At 69.0% G+C, this 17,738-nt stretch carries 13 protein-coding genes and 1 pseudogene; 8 read left to right on the top strand and 6 right to left on the bottom strand.

All coding sequences use genetic code 11. The features are described 5' to 3' along the window. The first annotated feature begins 6 nt into the window (after nucleotides 1-6). From ACAM58_RS18670 to ACAM58_RS18685, 4 genes are all read left to right on the top strand, one after another. Nucleotides 7-510 carry a (2Fe-2S)-binding protein gene (locus tag ACAM58_RS18670; protein WP_015866616.1) on the top strand — a complete coding sequence of 168 codons (504 nt, stop codon included), beginning with the start codon at nucleotides 7-9 and terminating at the stop codon, nucleotides 508-510. Continuing rightward, nucleotides 507-2,756 (top strand): molybdopterin cofactor-binding domain-containing protein, encoded by a 2,250-nt coding sequence (locus ACAM58_RS18675; RefSeq protein ID WP_369663263.1) that lies wholly within the window; start codon nucleotides 507-509, stop codon nucleotides 2,754-2,756. Before ACAM58_RS18670 ends, ACAM58_RS18675 begins: the two co-directional genes overlap by 4 nt. Further along, on the top strand, nucleotides 2,753-4,063 hold the full coding sequence (locus ACAM58_RS18680; RefSeq protein ID WP_369663264.1) for a cytochrome c: 1,311 nt from the start codon (nucleotides 2,753-2,755) through the stop codon (nucleotides 4,061-4,063). Before ACAM58_RS18675 ends, ACAM58_RS18680 begins: the two co-directional genes overlap by 4 nt. Before the next feature lie 68 nt (nucleotides 4,064-4,131). Then, nucleotides 4,132-5,178: a LysR family transcriptional regulator gene (locus tag ACAM58_RS18685; RefSeq protein ID WP_015866619.1), complete on the top strand. Its 1,047-nt coding sequence runs from the start codon at nucleotides 4,132-4,134 to the stop codon at nucleotides 5,176-5,178. Here the strand turns inward: ACAM58_RS18685 and ACAM58_RS18690 are convergent. The 5 genes from ACAM58_RS18690 to ACAM58_RS18710 form a co-directional block, all read right to left on the bottom strand. After that, nucleotides 5,096-5,944 carry an ABC transporter permease subunit gene (locus tag ACAM58_RS18690; protein ID WP_369664500.1) on the bottom strand — a complete coding sequence of 283 codons (849 nt, stop codon included), beginning with the start codon at nucleotides 5,942-5,944 and terminating at the stop codon, nucleotides 5,096-5,098. The two genes, ACAM58_RS18685 and ACAM58_RS18690, sit on opposite strands and share 83 nt — an antisense overlap. A gap of 25 nt (nucleotides 5,945-5,969) precedes the next feature. Then, nucleotides 5,970-6,758, bottom strand: coding sequence for a taurine ABC transporter ATP-binding protein (locus tag ACAM58_RS18695; protein WP_015866621.1), 789 nt, complete (start codon nucleotides 6,756-6,758; stop codon nucleotides 5,970-5,972). A gap of 5 nt (nucleotides 6,759-6,763) precedes the next feature. After that, nucleotides 6,764-7,777 (bottom strand): taurine ABC transporter substrate-binding protein, encoded by a 1,014-nt coding sequence (gene tauA, locus ACAM58_RS18700; RefSeq protein ID WP_018905401.1) that lies wholly within the window; start codon nucleotides 7,775-7,777, stop codon nucleotides 6,764-6,766. Nucleotides 7,778-8,048: 271 nt separating this feature from the next. After that, nucleotides 8,049-9,200 (bottom strand): IS481 family transposase, encoded by a 1,152-nt coding sequence (locus ACAM58_RS18705; RefSeq protein ID WP_369663265.1) that lies wholly within the window; start codon nucleotides 9,198-9,200, stop codon nucleotides 8,049-8,051. A gap of 641 nt (nucleotides 9,201-9,841) precedes the next feature. Further along, nucleotides 9,842-11,362 carry a PLP-dependent aminotransferase family protein gene (locus ACAM58_RS18710; RefSeq protein ID WP_369663266.1) on the bottom strand — a complete coding sequence of 507 codons (1,521 nt, stop codon included), beginning with the start codon at nucleotides 11,360-11,362 and terminating at the stop codon, nucleotides 9,842-9,844. Between the two features lie 117 nt (nucleotides 11,363-11,479). Between ACAM58_RS18710 and ACAM58_RS18715 the strand changes: the two genes are divergently transcribed. From ACAM58_RS18715 to ACAM58_RS18725, 3 genes are all read left to right on the top strand, one after another. Continuing rightward, nucleotides 11,480-11,902 carry a nuclear transport factor 2 family protein gene (locus ACAM58_RS18715; RefSeq protein ID WP_018907431.1) on the top strand — a complete coding sequence of 141 codons (423 nt, stop codon included), beginning with the start codon at nucleotides 11,480-11,482 and terminating at the stop codon, nucleotides 11,900-11,902. Between the two features lie 27 nt (nucleotides 11,903-11,929). Then, the gene (locus tag ACAM58_RS18720; protein WP_369663267.1) at nucleotides 11,930-13,378 is read left to right on the top strand and encodes an NAD(P)/FAD-dependent oxidoreductase; all 1,449 of its coding nucleotides are present in this window, start codon (nucleotides 11,930-11,932) and stop codon (nucleotides 13,376-13,378) included. A gap of 92 nt (nucleotides 13,379-13,470) precedes the next feature. Then, nucleotides 13,471-13,935, top strand: a complete 465-nt coding sequence (locus ACAM58_RS18725) for an N-acetyltransferase family protein (RefSeq protein ID WP_369663268.1) — start codon at nucleotides 13,471-13,473, stop codon at nucleotides 13,933-13,935. A gap of 17 nt (nucleotides 13,936-13,952) precedes the next feature. Here the strand turns inward: ACAM58_RS18725 and ACAM58_RS18730 are convergent, their stop codons facing one another. Beyond that, the gene (locus ACAM58_RS18730; RefSeq protein WP_015866628.1) at nucleotides 13,953-14,303 is read right to left on the bottom strand and encodes a hypothetical protein; all 351 of its coding nucleotides are present in this window, start codon (nucleotides 14,301-14,303) and stop codon (nucleotides 13,953-13,955) included. Between the two features lie 255 nt (nucleotides 14,304-14,558). Between ACAM58_RS18730 and ACAM58_RS18735 the strand changes: the two are divergent. After that, a pseudogene (locus tag ACAM58_RS18735) lies at nucleotides 14,559-17,731 on the top strand (autotransporter outer membrane beta-barrel domain-containing protein). Nucleotides 17,732-17,738 lie beyond the last annotated feature (7 nt).

A 17,738-nucleotide genomic window follows, 5' to 3' on the forward strand; every position in this document is an offset into this window, starting at 1 on the left:
GGGCCCATGATCGATCTCAACATCAACGGCCAGTCCGTTGCCGTCAACGCGCCCGAGGACATGCCCCTGCTCTGGGCATTGCGCGACATCGTCGGCCTGACCGGCACCAAGTTCGGTTGCGGCATCGCCCAGTGCGGCGCCTGCACCGTGCACCTCGACGGCCAGCCCGTGCGCTCGTGCGTGCTGCCGGTCGGATCGATCGGCAAGAAGGCCATCACCACCATCGAAGCCGTCTCGCAGACCCCTGCGGGCAAGAGCATCCAGAAAGCCTGGCTCGACGTCGACGTGGTGCAGTGCGGCTACTGCCAGTCCGGCCAGATCATGTCGGCGGCCGCGCTGATCCAGCGCACGCCCAACCCGAGCGATGCCGACATCGACCTGGCCATGGCGGGCAACGTCTGCCGGTGCTGTACCTACTCGCGGATCCGCGCGGCCATCAAGCAGGCCGCAACCGGCAAGGCCGAGGTGCTGCAGTCGGTGGTTGCCATGCCGGCCAGGAGCGCATCGTGAAGCCCGCCGCAGGCATCAGCCGGCGCAGCGCCCTGCAGGCCGGCGGCCTGGCGCTGGCCTTCACCTGGTTCGGCGCGGGCAAGGCCTTTGCCGCGATCAGCCCCAGGCAGCAGCCGGGCGACGCGGCCGCCGCGCTCGCGGACGGCAACCCGGCATTCGCGCCCAATGCCTTTGTCCGCATCGATGCCGACGGCGGCGTGCGCCTCGTGATGCCGATGGCCGAGATGGGCCAGGCAATCTACACCGGCTCGGCGATGCTGCTGGCCGAGGAACTGGGCGTCGAGCTCGACCAGGTGCGCGTCGAACATTCGCCGCCGAGCGAAGCGCTCTACGGCATGCCGCTGCTCGGCGGCCAGATCACCGGCGGCTCGACCAGCACGCGCGGCACCTACGGCGTGCTGCGCGAGGCGGGCGCGGTGGCGCGCACGCTGCTGGTGGGCGCCGCCGCCGCGCAGTGGAAGGTCGACCCCGCGGGCTGCACGGTCGCGCGCGGCGTGGTGAGCCACGCGGCCTCCAACCGGCAGCTCGGTTTCGGCGCACTCGCCGGTGCCGCTGCCAAATTGCCGATGCCGGAAAAGGTGACGCTGAAGGAGCCGAAGGATTTCAAGCTGATCGGCCAGCCGCTGCGGCGCGTCGATTCGGCCGGCAAGGTCGACGGCTCCACGCAATTCGGCATCGACGTGCGCCTGCCGGGCATGAAGGTGGCCACGGTCAGGGCCTGCCCCACGCTCGGGGGCGTGCTGGCCTCGGTGGACGACAAGGCGGCGCGGGCGATTCCCGGCGTGGTCGACGTGCTGCGCATCAAGGACGCGGTGGCCGTGGTGGGCGAGCACTTCTGGGCCGCGAAGCGCGGACTCGATGCATTGAAGGTGCAGTGGACGCCGGGGCAGAACGCCGCGCTCACCACGCAGCAGCTGCGCGCGTCGCTGGCCAACGCGCTGGCCAAGGACAAGGCCATCGTCGGCAAGGAAACCGGCAAGCGGCCCGAAGGCACGCTGGTGCAGGCCACCTACGACCTGCCGATGCTGGCCCACGCCACGATGGAGCCGCTCAACACCACGGTGCACGTGCGGCCCGACCAGTGCGAGATCTGGGTCGGCACGCAGGTGCCGACGCGCTGCGTGAGCGCCGCGGCCAAGATCGCGGGCGTTGCTGAAGACAAGGTCGTGCTGCACAACCAGTACCTGGGCGGCGGCTTCGGCCGCCGGCTGGAGACCGATTCGGTCGAGCAGGCCGTGGCCTTCGCCAAGCAGGTGCCCTACCCGCTCAAGGTGGTATGGACGCGCGAGGAAGACATCCGCCACGACATCGTGCGCCCGATGTACCACGACGACATCTCGGCCGTGGTCGACGGCGACGGCCAGATCCTCTGGTTCGGCGACCGCATCGCGGGCGGCACGGTGCTGGGCCGCTGGGCCCCCGCCTTCATGGGCAAGGACGGCATGGACAGCGACCTGATCGAATGCGTGGCCGAACCTTGCTACGACCTGCCGAACCTCAAGGTCGAGTGGGTGCGGCACGACATGCCGGCGGGCCTGAACGTCGGCTGGTGGCGCGGCGTGGGGCCGACGCACAACCTCTTCGTGATGGAGAGCTTCATCGACGAGCTGGCGCACCGCGCGAAGAAAGACCCCGTGGCCTACCGGCGCGCCATGCTGAAGAAGAACCCGCGCACGCTCGCGGTGCTCGACCTGGCGGCCGGCAAGATCGGCTGGGGCCAGGGCGCGCTGGCGGCGCGCGTCGGACGCGGCGTGGCCGTGGGCGATGCCTTCGGCAGCCGCGTGTGCGCCATCGTCGAGGCCGAGGTCACGCCGCAGGGCGAAGTGCGCATGCGGCGCGCGGTGGTCGCGGTCGATTGCGGCATTGCCGTGAACACAGGCTCCATCGAGGCGCAGATCCAGGGCGGGCTGCTGTTCGGGCTGAGCGCGGCGCTCTTCAGCGAGATCACGCTGCGCGAGGGGGCCATCGAGCAGAGCAACTTCCACGACTACCGGATGCTGCGCATCAACGAGGCGCCGACGGTCGAGGTCCACACCGTGAAGAGCGGCGAAGCGCCCGGCGGGCTTGGCGAAGTCGGCACCGCCATCGCCGCGCCGGCGCTGGCCAACGCGATCTTCGCGGCGACGGGCGTGCGGCTGCGCGCGCTGCCGGTGAACCGCGCACTGCTGGCGCAGGACAAGGAGGCGCTGAAGAAGAAGATCGCCGATGCGGGGCCCTCCGGGCTCGGCGCAAGGAGTGCAGCATGAAGCGGCTGTTCAACCTGCTGGTGGCGGTGTTCGTCGTGGGTGCGGCGCTGTATTTCTTCCTGAACCGCAGCGACAAGTCCGAGGGCGAGGCGCCGGTGCTGGCCGGCGCGCCCGCCAATGCGGCGCTGCTCGTGCGCGGCGAATACCTCACCAAGGCGGCCGACTGCATCGCATGCCACACCGTGCCCGGCGGCAAGGGGCAGCCCTTCGCGGGCGGCCTGCCCTTCGTGCTGCCTTTCGGCACGATCTACTCGTCGAACATCACCGCAGACCCGGAAACGGGCATCGGCAAATGGAGCGACGACGACTTCGTGCGCGCGCTGCACGATGGCGTGCGCGCGGACGGAAAACGCCTGTACCCGGCGTTCCCGTACACCTCGTACACCGCGCTGAGCCGCAATGACGTGCTTGCGATCAAGGCCTACCTGTTCAGCCTGCCCAAGGTGAGCCAGCCGAACCGGGAGGCCGACCTGGGCTTTCCGTTCAACCAGCGCTGGGCGATGGGCTTGTGGAACGCGGCCTTCTTCAAGAGCAGCCGCTTCGAGGCCGATGCGTCGAAGCCGCCTGCGTGGAACCAGGGCAAGTACCTTGCCACGGCGCTCGGCCACTGCGCGGAATGCCACACGCCGCGCGACTTCGCCTTCGCGATGGATGCGGACAACAACCTCGCGGGCGAATCGATCCAGGGCTGGCGCGCCTACAACATCACGTCGGACGCGAAGCACGGCATCGGCGCCTGGAGCGATGCCGAGGTTGCCTCGTACCTGACGACCGGCCACGCAGCGGGCCGCGGCTCGGCCTCGGGGCCGATGGGCGAGGCGGTGGAGCACAGCCTGCAGTACCTGAAGCCGGAGGACGCCTCGGCGCTCGTGAGCTATCTGCGCACGGTGCCCGCGAAGGCCGGCAAGAACCCGATCGAAGTCGATGCGAAGGCGCCATGGGCCGTGGCCGCGAGCGCGGCAGCGCCCGCCACCAGCACGGCCGAAGGCCACGAGCAGGGGCTGCGGCTCTTCGCCGCGGCGTGCGCGAGCTGCCACCAGTGGAACGGACAAGGCCAGCAGAGCGCCAACGCGTCGCTGCTGGGGACGCGCGGCGTGAACGACCCGGACGGCGCCAACGTCACGCAGATGATCCTGCAGGGCGTGAAGATGCGCGTGCGCGACCAGGAGGTCTACATGCCGGCGTTCGGCAAGGCCTACACGGACACCGAGGTCGCGGCGCTCGCCAACTACGTCATCGCGCAATTCGGAAACAAGCAGGGCGCAGCGGTGACCCCGGAGTTCGTGGCGAAGCAGCGCACGCGCTAGGAAGGGAAAACGGGGGATGCCCCTACGGCCCGCGGCCCCACCCCCGATGCTGGAACAATGCGCCCATCATGGACGGCCTCGATCTCATCAAAACATTCCGCGAAGTGGCGTTCCGGCGCAGCTTCTCCCGCGCGGCCATTTCGCTCGGCATGTCGAAAGCCACGGTCAGCCGCTACGTGGCCGAACTCGAAACGCGCAGCGGCGTGCGCCTGCTCAACCGCTCCACCCGTTCGCTGAGCCTGACCGATGCCGGCCAGGTGCTGCTCGACCGCAGCACCGAGCTGGTGGCCATGGCCGAGAACACGCTCAACGACCTGCAGGCCCACGGCTCGCACCCGCAGGGGCGGCTTCGCATGAGCGCGCCGCACGGGCTGATCGCGGGCTGGCTGTCCGACGTGATCGCCGAGTTCATCCAGCTCTACCCCGACGTGTACGTGAGCCTGGTGTTCACCAATGACGACCTCGACCTGATCGAGGAAGGCATCGACATCCACCTGACGGGCGGGCGCATCGACGACATGAACCTGATCGTGCGCCGGCTGGTGCCTTTCGACATGGTGGTCTGCGCGAGCCCGGCCTACTGGGCCCGGCGCGGCATTCCCGCGGTGCCCGAAGACCTGGGCCGCCACGACGTGCTGAGCTACTCGGCCAAGCCCACCACCCACCTGCCCTTCGAGACCGGCGGCAAGGCGGTCGAGGTGCCGGTGCACAGCCGCATGGAGGCCAACGACGCCGTTGCGCTCATCGAGCTGGCGCTGCGCGGCGCGGGCGTGGCCTACGTGCCCGAGCCGCTGGCGCAGTCGCACCTGGAGCGCGGCGCGCTGGTGCCGGTGCTGCGCGAGCACATGCCGAGCGACCACTGGCTGTATGCCGCCTACTCGCAGCGCCGCCACAACAGCGCCGCGATGCGCACCATGCTCGACTTCCTGGAGCAGTCGATGGCCCGGCACGGCAATCCGCCCGCGATGCCGCCGCTGCCGCCCGCGCTGCAGGTGCTGGCCTCTCCTCCCTCTTCTTCTGTGGCTGCTGCCGCTACATGCGCCCTTTCCAGGGTACCAGGCGCCGCTCGAGCCACCGCATCAGCAGGTCGAACAGATAGGCCACCACGCCGATGACGATGATGCCCATGATGACGATGTCGGTGCGCAGGAAGTTCGACGCGTTCAGCACCATCTGGCCCAGGCCCATGTTGGCCGCCACCATCTCGGCCGCCACCAGCGTGGTCCAGCCGAAGCCGATGGCAATGCGCATGCCCACCAGGATGTCGGGCAGCGCCGACGGCAATATGACGTGCCGTATCACCTGCATGTAGCTCGCACCCATCGAATACGCGGCATTGATCTGCTCCTGCGACGCGCTGCGCATGCCCGAGCGCGCGGCCAGCGCCAGCGGCGCGAAGCAGCTCAGGAAGATCAGCAGCACCTTGGGCAGCTCGTCGATGCCGAACCAGATGATGATCAGCGGCAGGTAGGCCAGCGGCGGCAGCGGCCGGTAGAACTCCAGCGGCGGATCGAAGATGCCGCGCCAGAAGCGGCTCATGCCCATGGCAATGCCCACCGGAATGGCCGTGATGCAGGCCAGCAGGAAGGCCGAGAACACGCGGAACATGCTCGCAAGGAAGTGCTGCCACAGCGGCTTGTCGTTGGCCTGGCCCGTGAGGTATTCGTAGAACTGCTGGAACACCGCCTGCGGCGTGGGCAGGAAGAGCGGCTTGACCCAGCCCATGTTGGTCACGAGGAACCATAGCGCCACCAGCGCCACCACCGTGACCACGCTGATGGTCACGCTCGAGCCCTCGCCCGGCACCTTGAAGGCGCTGGTCTTGAGCTTGGCGCCGGCCGGCGTAGGCTGCGGTGCGGCGGGCTTGGAGGGCGGTGTCATGGCGACGGGCGTTGCAATGGTGGCCTCAGGCATGGGCAGCCTCGCGATGATGAATGATCGAAAGAACCTCTTCGCGCATGCGGATGAACTCGGGCTCCGACTTCACCTTGCGCGAGTCGCCATGCGACAGGAACTGGCGCGAGAACGGAACCTCGTCGTAGATGTGCGAGATGCGCCCCGGGCTCGGGCTCATCACGATCAGCCGGGTGGCCAGGAACAGCGCCTCCTCGACCGAATGCGTGATGAAGAACACCATCTTGTTCGACTTGGACCAGGCCTTGAGCAGGATCTCCTGCACCTGTTCGCGCGTGAACGCGTCGAGCGCGCCCATGGGCTCGTCCATGAGCAGCACGGCCGGGTCGCTGGCCAGCGCGCGCGCAATGCCCACGCGCTGCTGCATGCCGCCCGAGAGTTCGTACACCGCGCGGTCCGCGTACTGCTGCAGGCCCACCAGCGCGAGCTTTTCTTCCGCGACGCGGTCGCGCTCGGCCTTGCCAGCGCCGGCCAGGCGCAGGCCCAGCGCCACGTTGTCGCGCACGTTGAGCCAGGGCATCAGCGCATGCTTCTGGAACACCACGCCGCGGTCGGCGCCGGGGCCGACCACGGGCTTGCCGTCGAGCAGGATGTCGCCGGTGGAAGGCGGCAGGAAGCCGGCGATGCTGTTGAGCAGCGTGGTCTTGCCGCATCCCGAGGCGCCGAGCGCCACGACGAAGTCGCCGTCGCGCATCGTGAGGTTGACCGGCGCCAGCGCCTGCAGCGTGCCGCCCTTGACGGCGTAGTTGACCGTGAGGTCGCGGATGTCGAGCGTGGGCATGCGGCTTACTTCCCCATGGCTTTCTCGACGTAGGCCGTGGTCACGAAGGCGCTGTAGTCGGGCTTGACCTCCTGCACCCGGCCCTGCTCCTTCAGGAACGCCGCCGTGCCCGCCATCGCCTTGGCCGCGCCGCCGCCCAGCCAGGTGGGCGAGACCTGCTCGGCCATGGTCGGGAAGCTGTAGAGCGCCATCGCGGCCGAGACGTCCTTCGGATCGGCCTTGGTCCATTTGGCCATTGCCTTGGTCTGCGGCGAATCGGGCGTCCAGCTCTTGCCGCTGGCCTTGTATTCCTCGTTCGCGCGGTTCAGCGCCTTCACGAAGGCGATCATGAACGGTTCGTTGGCCGCGGCCCACTTGGCGTTGACCACGATGCCCTCGAAGGTGGGCGCGCCGCGCTTGCCGATGCTGCCCGAGGTGGCGATGGTCTTGCCCGTGCCCTTGATCTTGGAAAGCACCGGGTCCCAGATGAAGGTGGCGTCGATGTCGCCGCGCTCCCAGGCCGCCGCGATCTCGGGCGGGCGCATGTTCATCACGTTGACGCTCCTGGGGTCGACGCCGTCCATCTTCATGCCGGCCATGAGCTGGTAGTGCGCGGTCGAGACGAACGGCGTGGCCACCTTCTTGCCGGCCAGGTCCTTCATGCTGTTGATGCCCGACGCGTTGCGCGCAACCAGCGCCTCGGCGTTGGCGATGTCGGCCGAGATCCAGAACAGCTTGATGTCCTGCCCCTGGCTGGCCGCGGCCGTGAGCGGGCTGGAGCCGGTCTCGCCCATCTGCACGTCGCCAGAGGCCATGGCCCGGATCACGTCGCCGCCGCCCGAGAACATGCGCCAGTTGATCTTGTAGCCCGTGGCTTTCTCGACCTCGCCCGATTCCATGACGAGGCGCAGGGGGACCAGCATGTCCTGGTGGGCGAAGGTGAGTTCCTTGGCCTGCTGTGCAAAAGCGCTGCCGCACAAGGCTGCCAGCGTGGTGGCCAGGACGGCCAGTTGCAGGGGGAGACGGCGGGACATGGTCATCGGGTTTCTCCGGTAGGTGAATCTCGCAGCGACTTTGCACTCATCGCATCCCGCCAGGAAGTACCAGCACCGGGGCGAACATGGAGCCAGCCTGTCCGTGAATACCCTTGTTCTGGTGCGATGGCTGTTTGGTGTGCACGGGGGAGGTGCGTTTTTTTGTTTTCCGGGGCCGGGTCTCGCCCCGGCGGGCGACCTACTTTTCTTTGCTTCGCTGTATGGACCGGGGACCTGGGTAACAGGTGTGCGGGGACATAGTAAACACCTTGGGCGCTCAGTTTGAGGTGGCGGGATTGCGCAGATCCAGCCGCATGAAGCGGTGATGGCAGAAGAAGGCGTCGAAGCAGCCATCTGTCTTGGGGTCCGGCCGCATCGCCACGGGCAGCCTGTGCAAGGCACTGGACAGGCGCAGCTTGCGCCCCTGGAAGTGCACCCAGCCGTTCCAGCCCACCGTCAGCACCCGGTCATCAGGGCCATATTCGATCGGCGCCAGCACGGCAGGCAGGGCCCGAGGGCTCACCTGATAGCGCGCTGCGGGTGTTTGCATGCCCAGCGCCTCGTGCGGGCGCTCGTGGTTGTACACGCCGCGCCAGTGCTCGAACGCGTCCTGGGCCTGAGCCAGGTCCAAGAAGCTGCGCCCATTGAGCACCTCGGCCTTGAGCGAACGGTGGAAGCGCTCCAATTTGCCGTTGGTCTGCGGGTGGTAGGGCGCGCTGTGGCTGATGCGAATGCCCAAGCGAATGAGCCACACGCTGAGTGCCGACAGCCCGTGCTCGGCCTTGGCGGGGCTGCCCCAAGGGGCGCCGTTGTCGGCGTTGATGCGTACGGGCAAGCCGTAGCGCAGGAACACCCGCTGCAGATGATCCTGCACGCGGGCAGTGTTCGTCTGGGAGCACGCGGCGATCGTCAGGTTGAAGCGCGAGTGGTCGTCAATCACCGTCAGCGGATGGCAGCGCCCCGCGCCCGTCTCGAAGTGGCCCTTGAAATCGATTTGCCACAGGGCATTGGGCAGCTCGTGCTCGAAACGCTGCCAATGCTCGGCCGCCTGGCTGGCTTCAGGGGTGATCAGTCCGTGGCGATGCAGGATGCCGGTGATGGTGCTGGGTGCGGGCACGCCGCTGAAGCCCAGATCGCTCAGGCGCTGGGCGATCTTGCGGCCACCCCAGCGGGGGTGCTGGCGGCGCAGTTCGATGACAGCTTGCTCGATCGCAGCGCTGCTGCGCCCAGGACTGTGGTGCGGTCGGGTGCTGCGCGGCTTGCATGCATCGCCCATGCCTTGGAGCGCATGGCGGCGCAGCAGCGCATAGCCCGTCTTGGGGCTGATGCCAAAGCGCCGGCACAGTTCGCGGCGGTTGGCCCCTTCTTGCAAGGCCAATTCCAGGAATTCGCGTTTGGTGTCCATCAGGTCTCTCGGTTGCCAGGGCATGGGCCACTTCCTCGGTCGTCTCGACCTCAAAAGTGTTTCCTATGTCCCCGCACACCTGTTACCCAGGTCCCCGGTCCATACACTTCGCCAAAGAAACGTAGGCAAAAGAAAGGCGACCCTACTGTCTGCGTCCCTCCGCTTCGCTGCGGGCAACCTGCGGTGCTCGATTACGGCGGGGGTCCGCAGAACTCGCTCCACTGCGTTGCGCTCAAACAGCTGCGGCCCTGATCCCGCCTCCATCTGCGCTCCTCGGCGCATACAGAAGGGGTGGGAGCGGGCGGCCTTCGCTTCGCTCGGCCCCAAGACCAACAGCCAATACCAACAACCCAATCCAATCCCAACCACCACGGCGCGCAGCGCCGCGGTGGCCTGGTGGCCGAGCGAAGCAAAGGCCCGTTCGGTATCCAATCCCCTCTGTATGCGCCGAGGAGCGCAGCGTTTCGCGGATCAGGGCTCGCCCTTGTTTGAGCGAAGCGAGTTTGGGCGAGACCCCGCGAAACGCGAGCACCGCAGGTTGCCCGCAGCGAAGCGGAGGGTCGCAGACAGTGGGGTCGCCTTTTCTTTGGCTACTTTCTTTTGGCGAAGCAAAAGAAAGTAGCTCGCCCGCCGGGGCGAGACCCGGCCCCGGAAAACAAGAAAACTCAATGCGCCCTCACCTCCCCCCGAGCCAACGCCAACTCCCCAACAGCCATCCCCAAAGCCCGAATCCCCAAAGGAATCTGCGAGGCAGCAATAGACGACAACCTCAACCGAAAAAACGGACACGGATAAGGCGGCTTCGCAAAGAACACATCCCCCGCCTCGATCAGCACCCCATGGCTGCGCGCCATCAGCGACAGCTCGCCCGCGTCAACCCACGCCGGCGCCCGCACCCAGATCGACGCCCCGCCCTGCGGCAGCGTGAACTCGAACTCGGGCAGGTGCTCGCGCAGCGCCTTGGCCGCAAGCGCGAGCCGCTCCTGCATTGCATGGTTCACGCGCCGCGCATGCGACTCGTGGTGCCCGAGCGACAGGAACAGCGCGTACGCATGCTGCAAAAAGGCGCTCGGATGCCGGACCATCGCATGCCGTATGCCGCGCAGTTCCTTGATCAGCGCGCGCGGCGCCACGATGAAGCCGAGCCGCAGCGCGGGCGAAAGGCTCTTGGACACCGAGCCCACGTAGATCACGCGCCCGGTCTTGTCCAGGCTCTTGAGTGCCGGCATCGGCGTGCCTTCGTACAGGTTCTCGGCCTCGTAGTCGTCCTCGATGATCACGAAGTCCTGCAGCTCGGCCTTGCGCAGCAGCCACTGCCTGCGCTCCAGGCTCAGCGTGGCGGTGGTCGGGCTCTGGTGCGAAGGGGTCACGAAGAGATAGTCGGCCGCGGGCAGCGCATCGACCACCAGGCCCTCCTCGTCCACCGCCACCTCGACCCACTTGGGGTTGCGCATCGAGAAGCTGTTGCGCGCATGCGGATGGCCGGGCTCTTCCAGGCCGACGCGGGTGTGCTCGTCGAACAGCGCATCGGCCAAGAGGTAGTACGCATGCTGCGCGCCGAGCGTCACCAGGATTTCTTCCTTCAGCGCGAACACGCCGCGCTTGGGCAGCAAGCGCGTGCGGATCTGCTCGATCAGGTCGGGCACGTCGTCGGTCTCGAAGTCGGGCGTCCAGTGCGGCAGCTGCGAGCGCGCCAGGCTGCGCGCGCAGCACTCGCGGAAGTCTTCGGTGGGAAACAGCTGCGGGTCGTAGTTGCCGTAGACAAACGGGAACGGATAGTCGCGCCAGCGGTCGGGCTTGGCGAGCGTGGGCTTGCCCTCCAGCGAGCGCAGCACGCGCCCCGACCAGTCGGGCGGCTGGCTGGCCTGGCCGCTGCGGCCCACCAGCGGCTCGGCATGCGCAGCGGACAGCGGCCGCGCGTTGTGCGCCACGAACACGCCGCTGCGCGGACGCGCTTCCAGGAAGCCTTCGTCGATCAATTGCAGGTAGGCCGAAGTGACGGTGTTGCGGCTCAGCCCGAGCAGAGCGGCAAGCTCGCGCGACGAGGGCATCGAGGCACCGGGGCTCAGGTGGTCCTCGAGGATGGCCTGCACCACGGCGGCGCGCAGACGGGCCTGCAGCGGCAAGGCGGGCTGGTCGGGCAGCGCGAAGAGCTGCGCCCATTGAGTGGCTCTGGGGTTGGCCATGGTGCGCCGCAGTTTAGGGCAAGCGCGGCGTTCTGGCTCGGTCGAATCCCCGCATCTGGCCCTATCGCGCGGGCGGCCGGCTGCCTACGCTTGCGCCATTCAATCCCGGAGCCCCGCGTGACCGCACAGCCTTCTTCTTCCTCTTCTTCTACTTCTTCCGTCAGCACCGAAACCCTGGCCGCGTTCAGCGATGCATGGAACCGCCACGACATCGACGCGCTGATGGGCTTCATGACCGAGGACTGCATCTTCCAGACCGCCGCCGGCCCCGACGCCTGCGGCACCCGCCACGTGGGCACCGAGGCGGTGCGAAAGGCCTTCGCGGCGGCATGGCAGGCGGTGCCCGATGCGCAGTGGATCAATGGCCGGCATTTCGTGCACGGCGATTTCGGCACCTCGCAGTGGACCTTTACGGGCACCGCTTCCGACGGCAGCCGCATCGAGGCCGATGGCATCGACGTCTTCACCTTCAGGGGCGGAAAGATCCACCTGAAGAACGTGTTCCGCAAGGCCCGCCCCAACCTGCCGGCGGCCCGCTAGGCCCGCCGTTCCGGGAGCTCCCGCATCATGACCCTGTCCGGCACTGCCTCCTTCTCCGCCCCGCAACCGCAGCCGCAACCCCCGAGCCGGCCCTACGACCCGCGCTACGACCCGCTGGTCGCGCCCGATCCCGGCGCCGGCCGCGCCTATGCGCCCACCTGGTGGGTGGCCAGCGCCGGCACGCCGCCCGAGGACGACGGGCCGCTCGTGCGCGACATCGATGTCGACGTGGCCATCATCGGCTCGGGTGCCACCGGCATGTCGACCGCGCTCTACCTGGCGCAGGAGCACGGCATCCAGGCGACGGTGCTCGAGGCCAACCAGGCGTCGTGGGGCTGCTCCAGCCGCAGCGGCGGCCAGGGGCAGAACGCGAGCGGCCGGCTCAAGCGCTCGCAGTGGATCCAGCGCTGGGGCCTGGACACCGCCCGGCGGCTCGACGCCGAGATCCGCGGCGGCTTCGAGAATTTCAAGCACCTGACCACGCAGATCGACTGCGACGCCTTCGATGGCGGCCATCTCTACCTGGCGCACCGGCCCGAAAAGCTCGCGGTGCTCGACGCTGAGGCCCGCGTGATGCGCGAGCAGTTCGGCTACGCCACGCGCATGCTGACGGCCGAAGAAGTGCGGCGCGACTACTGCGACGAGCGCGAGGCGGCCGGCGCCATGTTCGAGCCCGAAGGCGTGGGCATCCACCCGCTGAAGTTCACCTTCGGCCTGATGCGCAAGGCCCGCGCGCTGGGCGTGAAGGTGCACACCTCGAGCCCCGTGCAGGGCTGGCAGACCATCGACGGCGTGCACCACCTGCAGACGCCCGGCGGCGTGGTGCGCGCGCGCCGCGTGGCGGTGTGCACCGGCGGCTACACCGGGCAGGCGCTGAGCCCGCTCCTGAAGAACCGCATCATGCCGATCCTCTCCAACTCGGTGGTCACGCGCCCGCTCACCGAGGCCGAGCTGCAGGCCACCAACTTCAGGTCGCTGACCTTCCTGACCGACACGCGCACGCTGCGCTTCTACTACCGGCTGCTCAAGGGCAACCGGCTGCAGATCGGCAGCCGCAGTTCGGTGAGCGGCGCCGACGCCGAGCACCCGGTGCACCTGAAGCTGCTCACCGATGCCATCGCGCGCAAGTTCCCGCCGCTCGCGGGCATCCGCATCGACTACTCGTGGTGGGGCTGGGTCGACATGAGCCACGACATGATGCCGCGCATCACGCAGCCCGAGGCGGACCGGAAGATCTGGTATGCGGTGGGCTACGGCGGCAACGGCGTGTCCTTCTCGACCTGGGCCGGCAAGCGGCTGGCCGAGCGCGTGGCCGGCAAGGACACGGGCAAGGAGGTGTTCGAGCTTCCGATCTACAAGTCCGCGCTGCCCTTTCCCAATGTGCTGGGGCTGGTGGAATCGCCCGCCTTCGCGCCGTTTCGCCGCATCGGCCAGCGCATGCTCTACAAGTGGTACTGGCTGCGCGACGAGAAGTAGCGGCACGGCGAGCAGGGCCTCGGGCCTTTTCTTCGCGCGCTGAGCCGCGCCGTGTTGGAATTGCATGTTTTCAACGTGCAAGCTACCGACGCATGACGACCTCTTCGCTCCTGATCCGCCCTCCGGCGCCCGACGACTACGCGGCATGGAAGCCACTGTGGGACGGCTACAACGCCTTCTACAAGCGCGAGGGCCCCACGGCCCTGCCCGACGAGATCACGCAGGTGACGTGGCAGCGCTTCTTCGATGCCTACGAGCCGGTGCACGCGCTGGTGGCCGAGCGCGACGGCCAGCTGGTGGGCCTCACCCACTATCTGTTTCACCGCAGCACCACGCGCATCGAGCCGAACTGCTACCTGCAGGACCTGTTCACGCTGCCCTCGGAGCGCGGCCGCGGCGTGGGGCGGCAGCTGATCGAAGGCGTGTACGCGCATGTGAAGCGCGTGGGCGCGCACCGCGTCTACTGGCAGACGCACACCACCAACATCGCCGGGCGCGCGCTCTACGACAAGGTGGCCACGCACGACGGCTTCATCGTGTACGGCAGCTTCGTCTGAACATCGCCCGGTAAAGCTCAGTACTTGATGGTCACACCGGCCTTCACGCCGTTGTTGGCCTTGCCATCCGTCAGCACGCCGCCCGTGAGCGACACATTGCCGCCCGTGCTCGCGCCCAGCGAATAGGTGGGCCGCGGCGTGGAGGTATCGGTGCCGATATAGCTGCCGCTGCCGTCGGGCCGCTGCACGCCAACGGTCGCGCCCTTGGTGTAGGCCGAGGTTTCGGTGGAATTGATGTTGGGCGCCACGTAGACGGTGCCCTTGTCGTCGCTGTCCAGGGGCAGTTTCACCGGCTCCGCCATTGCGGCGGTGGCGATGGCGCAGCAGCACGCGGCCGCACTCGCCCACGCAAAGATCGATTTGCTCATGCCCTCGATCCTCGCGGCTGGGCCGCATCTTTCCTGTAGGACAAGAGGCAGCCCGGCCGGCAGGCGCTTTGTCATGGTTGGGGCGCGCGCGGTCGGGACGCTTGTCTCCCCGCAGAAGGGACGCACCGCTCATGTGCGCGGGCGCCGCAATTCCTACAGTGATTTCACGGGAAAACGCCTGGGTCCGCCATGGACCGCAGGCGTCGCCAGTTGGCAGATCACTTAGGGGAAACAAGCCGTGAAAAAGGTAAATCCATGAACAAGACCTTCCGAACCCTCTGGAATCCGGCGCTCGGCGCATGGGTGGCCGCGCCGGAAATCGCACGCGGCCATGTGCGCACGACCGGCCTGCATGCCGTTGCCATGGCGGTGCTGTGCCTGGGTGCCGGCCCGACCCTGGCCCAGGGCGGCGCAGGCGGCCAGCCGGTGGACAGCGCGCTGCACGCCGGCACCGGCGGCAGCAACGGCAGCGGCGGCGCGGGCGGACTCAATGACACCTCCGTTGCAGCGCATGGCGGCGACGGCGGATCGTCGACCGACGCCGCGGTCACGGCGGGCTCCGCCGCCGATGTCGGGAGTTTCAGCGGCGCCACCGCGGGCGCGGGCGGTGCGGCGGGCAGCTCCAGCACCGTCGTCTCCCCCGGCGTGCTGCAGGGAGCCAGCGGCGGCGCGGGCCAATCGCAGACCGGCGATTTCAGCAACGGCAATGGATACGGCGGCGGCGGTGGCGGCGGCTACTACGGCCTTTTGCTGGGCTCCAGCACCTTCGCGTCCTCTGGCAGCTACACCGGCGGCAGCGGAGGCGCGGGCGGCAACGGCTACTGGGCGGCCGGCGGCGGCGGTGCCGGCGGTTACGGCTCCGTGCTGATCGGCCCGCTCAGCAATTACAACGCCTTCGGCTCTTCCGTGGGCGGCGCCGGCGGCAACGGTGGCAATGCCTATTCGCAGGGCGGCGGCGGCGGCAGTGGCGGCGGAGGATTCTTCATCAGCGCGGCAACGCCGGGCCTCGGCTTCGGCAACAGCGGCACGCTCGCGGGCGGTGCCGGCGGCGCGGGCGGGTCCGAACTGCTGCCGGCCCGAAGCAATGCCGCGGGCGGCGGCGGCGGCGCGGGCGGCGCCGGTGCCACGCTGGCCGGCAGCACCCTCGACGTGACCAACACCGGCCAGATCACCGGCGGCGCCGGCGGCGCTGGCGGTGCGGGCGGCGGCGGCGCGGGCGGCACCGGTGCGCCCGGCGGCGGCGGCGACGGCGGCGTGGGCCTTCTCTCCACCGGCAGCGGCGCGGCGATTGCCAACAGCGGCACCATCGCCGGCGGCGCGGGCGGCATCGGCGGGGCCAACAGCAACGGCGGCGCAAGCGGCGCGCCTGGCGCCGGCGGCGCCGGCATCGCGGGCGCCAACCTGAACATCAGCAACAGCGGCAGCATTTCAGGCGGCCTTGGCGGCGACGGCGCCACGCGCGCACCGGCCGTGGCGTTCACCGGCGGCAGCAACAGCCTGACCGTGAACACCGGCTCGTCGATGCTGGGCGCCATTGCATCGGAAGCGGTGCCAGCGCCAGCGTGATCGCCGGCGCCGACGGCCTGAGCCTGGACAACGCACTGCTGCTGGGCGGCACGGGCACCATCGACACCAACGGCCACGGCCTGGGCTGGTCGGGCCCGATCTCGGGCGCCGGCGACCTGGTGAAGGTCGGCGCGGGCACGCTCACCCTGAGCGGCACCAACACGAACACCGGCGCCACCAACGTCGCGGCCGGCACCCTGCGCGCCGGCGCGGCCGACACGCTCAGCAGCGCGAGCGCCTTCACCGTCAACGCGGGCGCCACGCTCGACCTGGCGGGCCATAGCCAGACGATCGCATCGATGGCCAACAGCGGCATCGTCTCGCTGCTGAGCGGCACGCCCGGTGCCACCCTCACGGTGCACGGCCCCTGGGTGGGCAACGACGGCACGCTGCGCCTGGGCACGGCGCTGGGCAACAGCGCCAGCCTGAGCGACCGGCTGATCCTCTGCGGCACCACCGCCATTGCCAGCGGCACCACCAACATACAGATCACCAACCTGGGCGGACTGGGCGCGCTGACCATCGGCAACGGCATCGAAGTGGTGACCGCGATGAACGGCGCCACCACCACGGCGCAGACCACCCGCGATGCCTTCCGCCTGGCAGGCGGCCACGTCGACGCCGGCGCCTACGAGTACCGGCTGCACGCCGCCGACGCGACCGGCGCGGGCGAGAACTGGTACCTGCGCTCCGGCGTCATCGTCGTGCCGCCGCCTCCTCCCCCACCGCCTCCGCCGCCTCCGCCACCTGCACCACCGGCGCCGCCCGCGCCACCGGCACCGCCTGCACCGCCGGCACCACCAGCACCCCCTGCGCCTGCGCCTGCGCCGGGCGACGGCGGCACCCCGCGAAGCAGCGACGGCGGCTTCCCGCCTGGGGGCGTGACGGTGCCCACCTACCGTGCCGAAGTCCCGCTGTATGCGGCGCTGCCCGAGCAGTTCCGCCAGTCCAACCTGGCCATGGTGGGCAACCTCCACCAGCGCGTGGGCGACGACGGCACGGCCGGCCTTGCCACGGCCACGCCCGAGCAGGGCTACCGCCAGGGCTGGGCCCGCATCATCAGCATGGACCGCACCATCGGCCAGGCCGGCACCGTGAGCCCCACCAGCAAGGGGCGCCTCACAGGCTTCCAGGCCGGCAACGACCTGTGGGCCGATCCCAACTGGCGCGTCGGCATCTATGTCGGCCAGCTCGAGGGCGACATGCGCGTGAACGGCTTTGCCCGCGGCGTGCAGGGCTATGGGGTCGGCTCGAGCGACCTGCGCAGCCAGTACCTGGGCGCCTACGCCACCTGGAAGAACGACAGCGGCCTGTACGTGGACGGCGTGCTGCAGGCCGGGCGCCACCGCTACACCGCGGCCACCACGCTGGGTTCGGCCGGCTCGGGCAAGGGCCACAGCCTGCTGGCCTCCATCGAGGTGGGCCAGGGCTTCCACATCTCGCCGGAGTGGATCGTCGAGCCGCAATTGCAGCTGGTGCACCAGCACGTGAGCCTGGACGACGCCGGCATCATCGGCGCGGTGGTGCAGCAGCACAGCCACAGCGGCTGGCTGGTGCGCGCCGGCGTGCGGGTCAAGGGCGAGATGACCACCAGCGCCGGCCCGCTGCAGCCCTATGCGCGGCTGAACCTCTACCGCAGCAGCAGCGGCACGGACGTCACGCGCTTCATCGGCCCCGCGGCCTATACCGACATTGCCACCCGCACCGGCGGCACGAGCACCGAACTGGCGGCCGGCGCCACGCTGCAGCTCACGCAGAGCATGAGCCTGTATGGCGAGGTCGGCAAGTTCTGGGCCTCGGGCGGCGACGCGCGCATGAAGAGCGGCGTGAATGCCAGCGTGGGCCTGAAGATCCGCTGGTGAATGCGAG

It is taken from the genome of Variovorax sp. V116, from assembly GCF_041154435.1.
Lineage (GTDB): Bacteria > Pseudomonadota > Gammaproteobacteria > Burkholderiales > Burkholderiaceae_C > Variovorax > Variovorax paradoxus.

Bases quoted from the DNA above. Each gene is read 5' to 3' on its own strand.
- ACAM58_RS18670 (WP_015866616.1), top strand. From the start codon at position 7: ATGATCGATCTCAACATCAACGGCCAGTCCGTTGCCGTCAACGCGCCC.
- ACAM58_RS18680 (WP_369663264.1), top strand. From the start codon at position 2,753: ATGAAGCGGCTGTTCAACCTGCTGGTGGCGGTGTTCGTCGTGGGTGCG.
- ACAM58_RS18685 (WP_015866619.1), top strand. From the start codon at position 4,132: ATGGACGGCCTCGATCTCATCAAAACATTCCGCGAAGTGGCGTTCCGG.
- ACAM58_RS18690 (WP_369664500.1), bottom strand. From the start codon at position 5,944: ATGACACCGCCCTCCAAGCCCGCCGCACCGCAGCCTACGCCGGCCGGC.
- ACAM58_RS18695 (WP_015866621.1), bottom strand. From the start codon at position 6,758: ATGCCCACGCTCGACATCCGCGACCTCACGGTCAACTACGCCGTCAAG.
- tauA (WP_018905401.1), bottom strand. From the start codon at position 7,777: ATGACCATGTCCCGCCGTCTCCCCCTGCAACTGGCCGTCCTGGCCACC.
- ACAM58_RS18705 (WP_369663265.1), bottom strand. From the start codon at position 9,200: ATGCCCTGGCAACCGAGAGACCTGATGGACACCAAACGCGAATTCCTG.
- ACAM58_RS18710 (WP_369663266.1), bottom strand. From the start codon at position 11,362: ATGGCCAACCCCAGAGCCACTCAATGGGCGCAGCTCTTCGCGCTGCCC.
- ACAM58_RS18720 (WP_369663267.1), top strand. From the start codon at position 11,930: ATGACCCTGTCCGGCACTGCCTCCTTCTCCGCCCCGCAACCGCAGCCG.
- ACAM58_RS18725 (WP_369663268.1), top strand. From the start codon at position 13,471: ATGACGACCTCTTCGCTCCTGATCCGCCCTCCGGCGCCCGACGACTAC.
- ACAM58_RS18730 (WP_015866628.1), bottom strand. From the start codon at position 14,303: ATGAGCAAATCGATCTTTGCGTGGGCGAGTGCGGCCGCGTGCTGCTGC.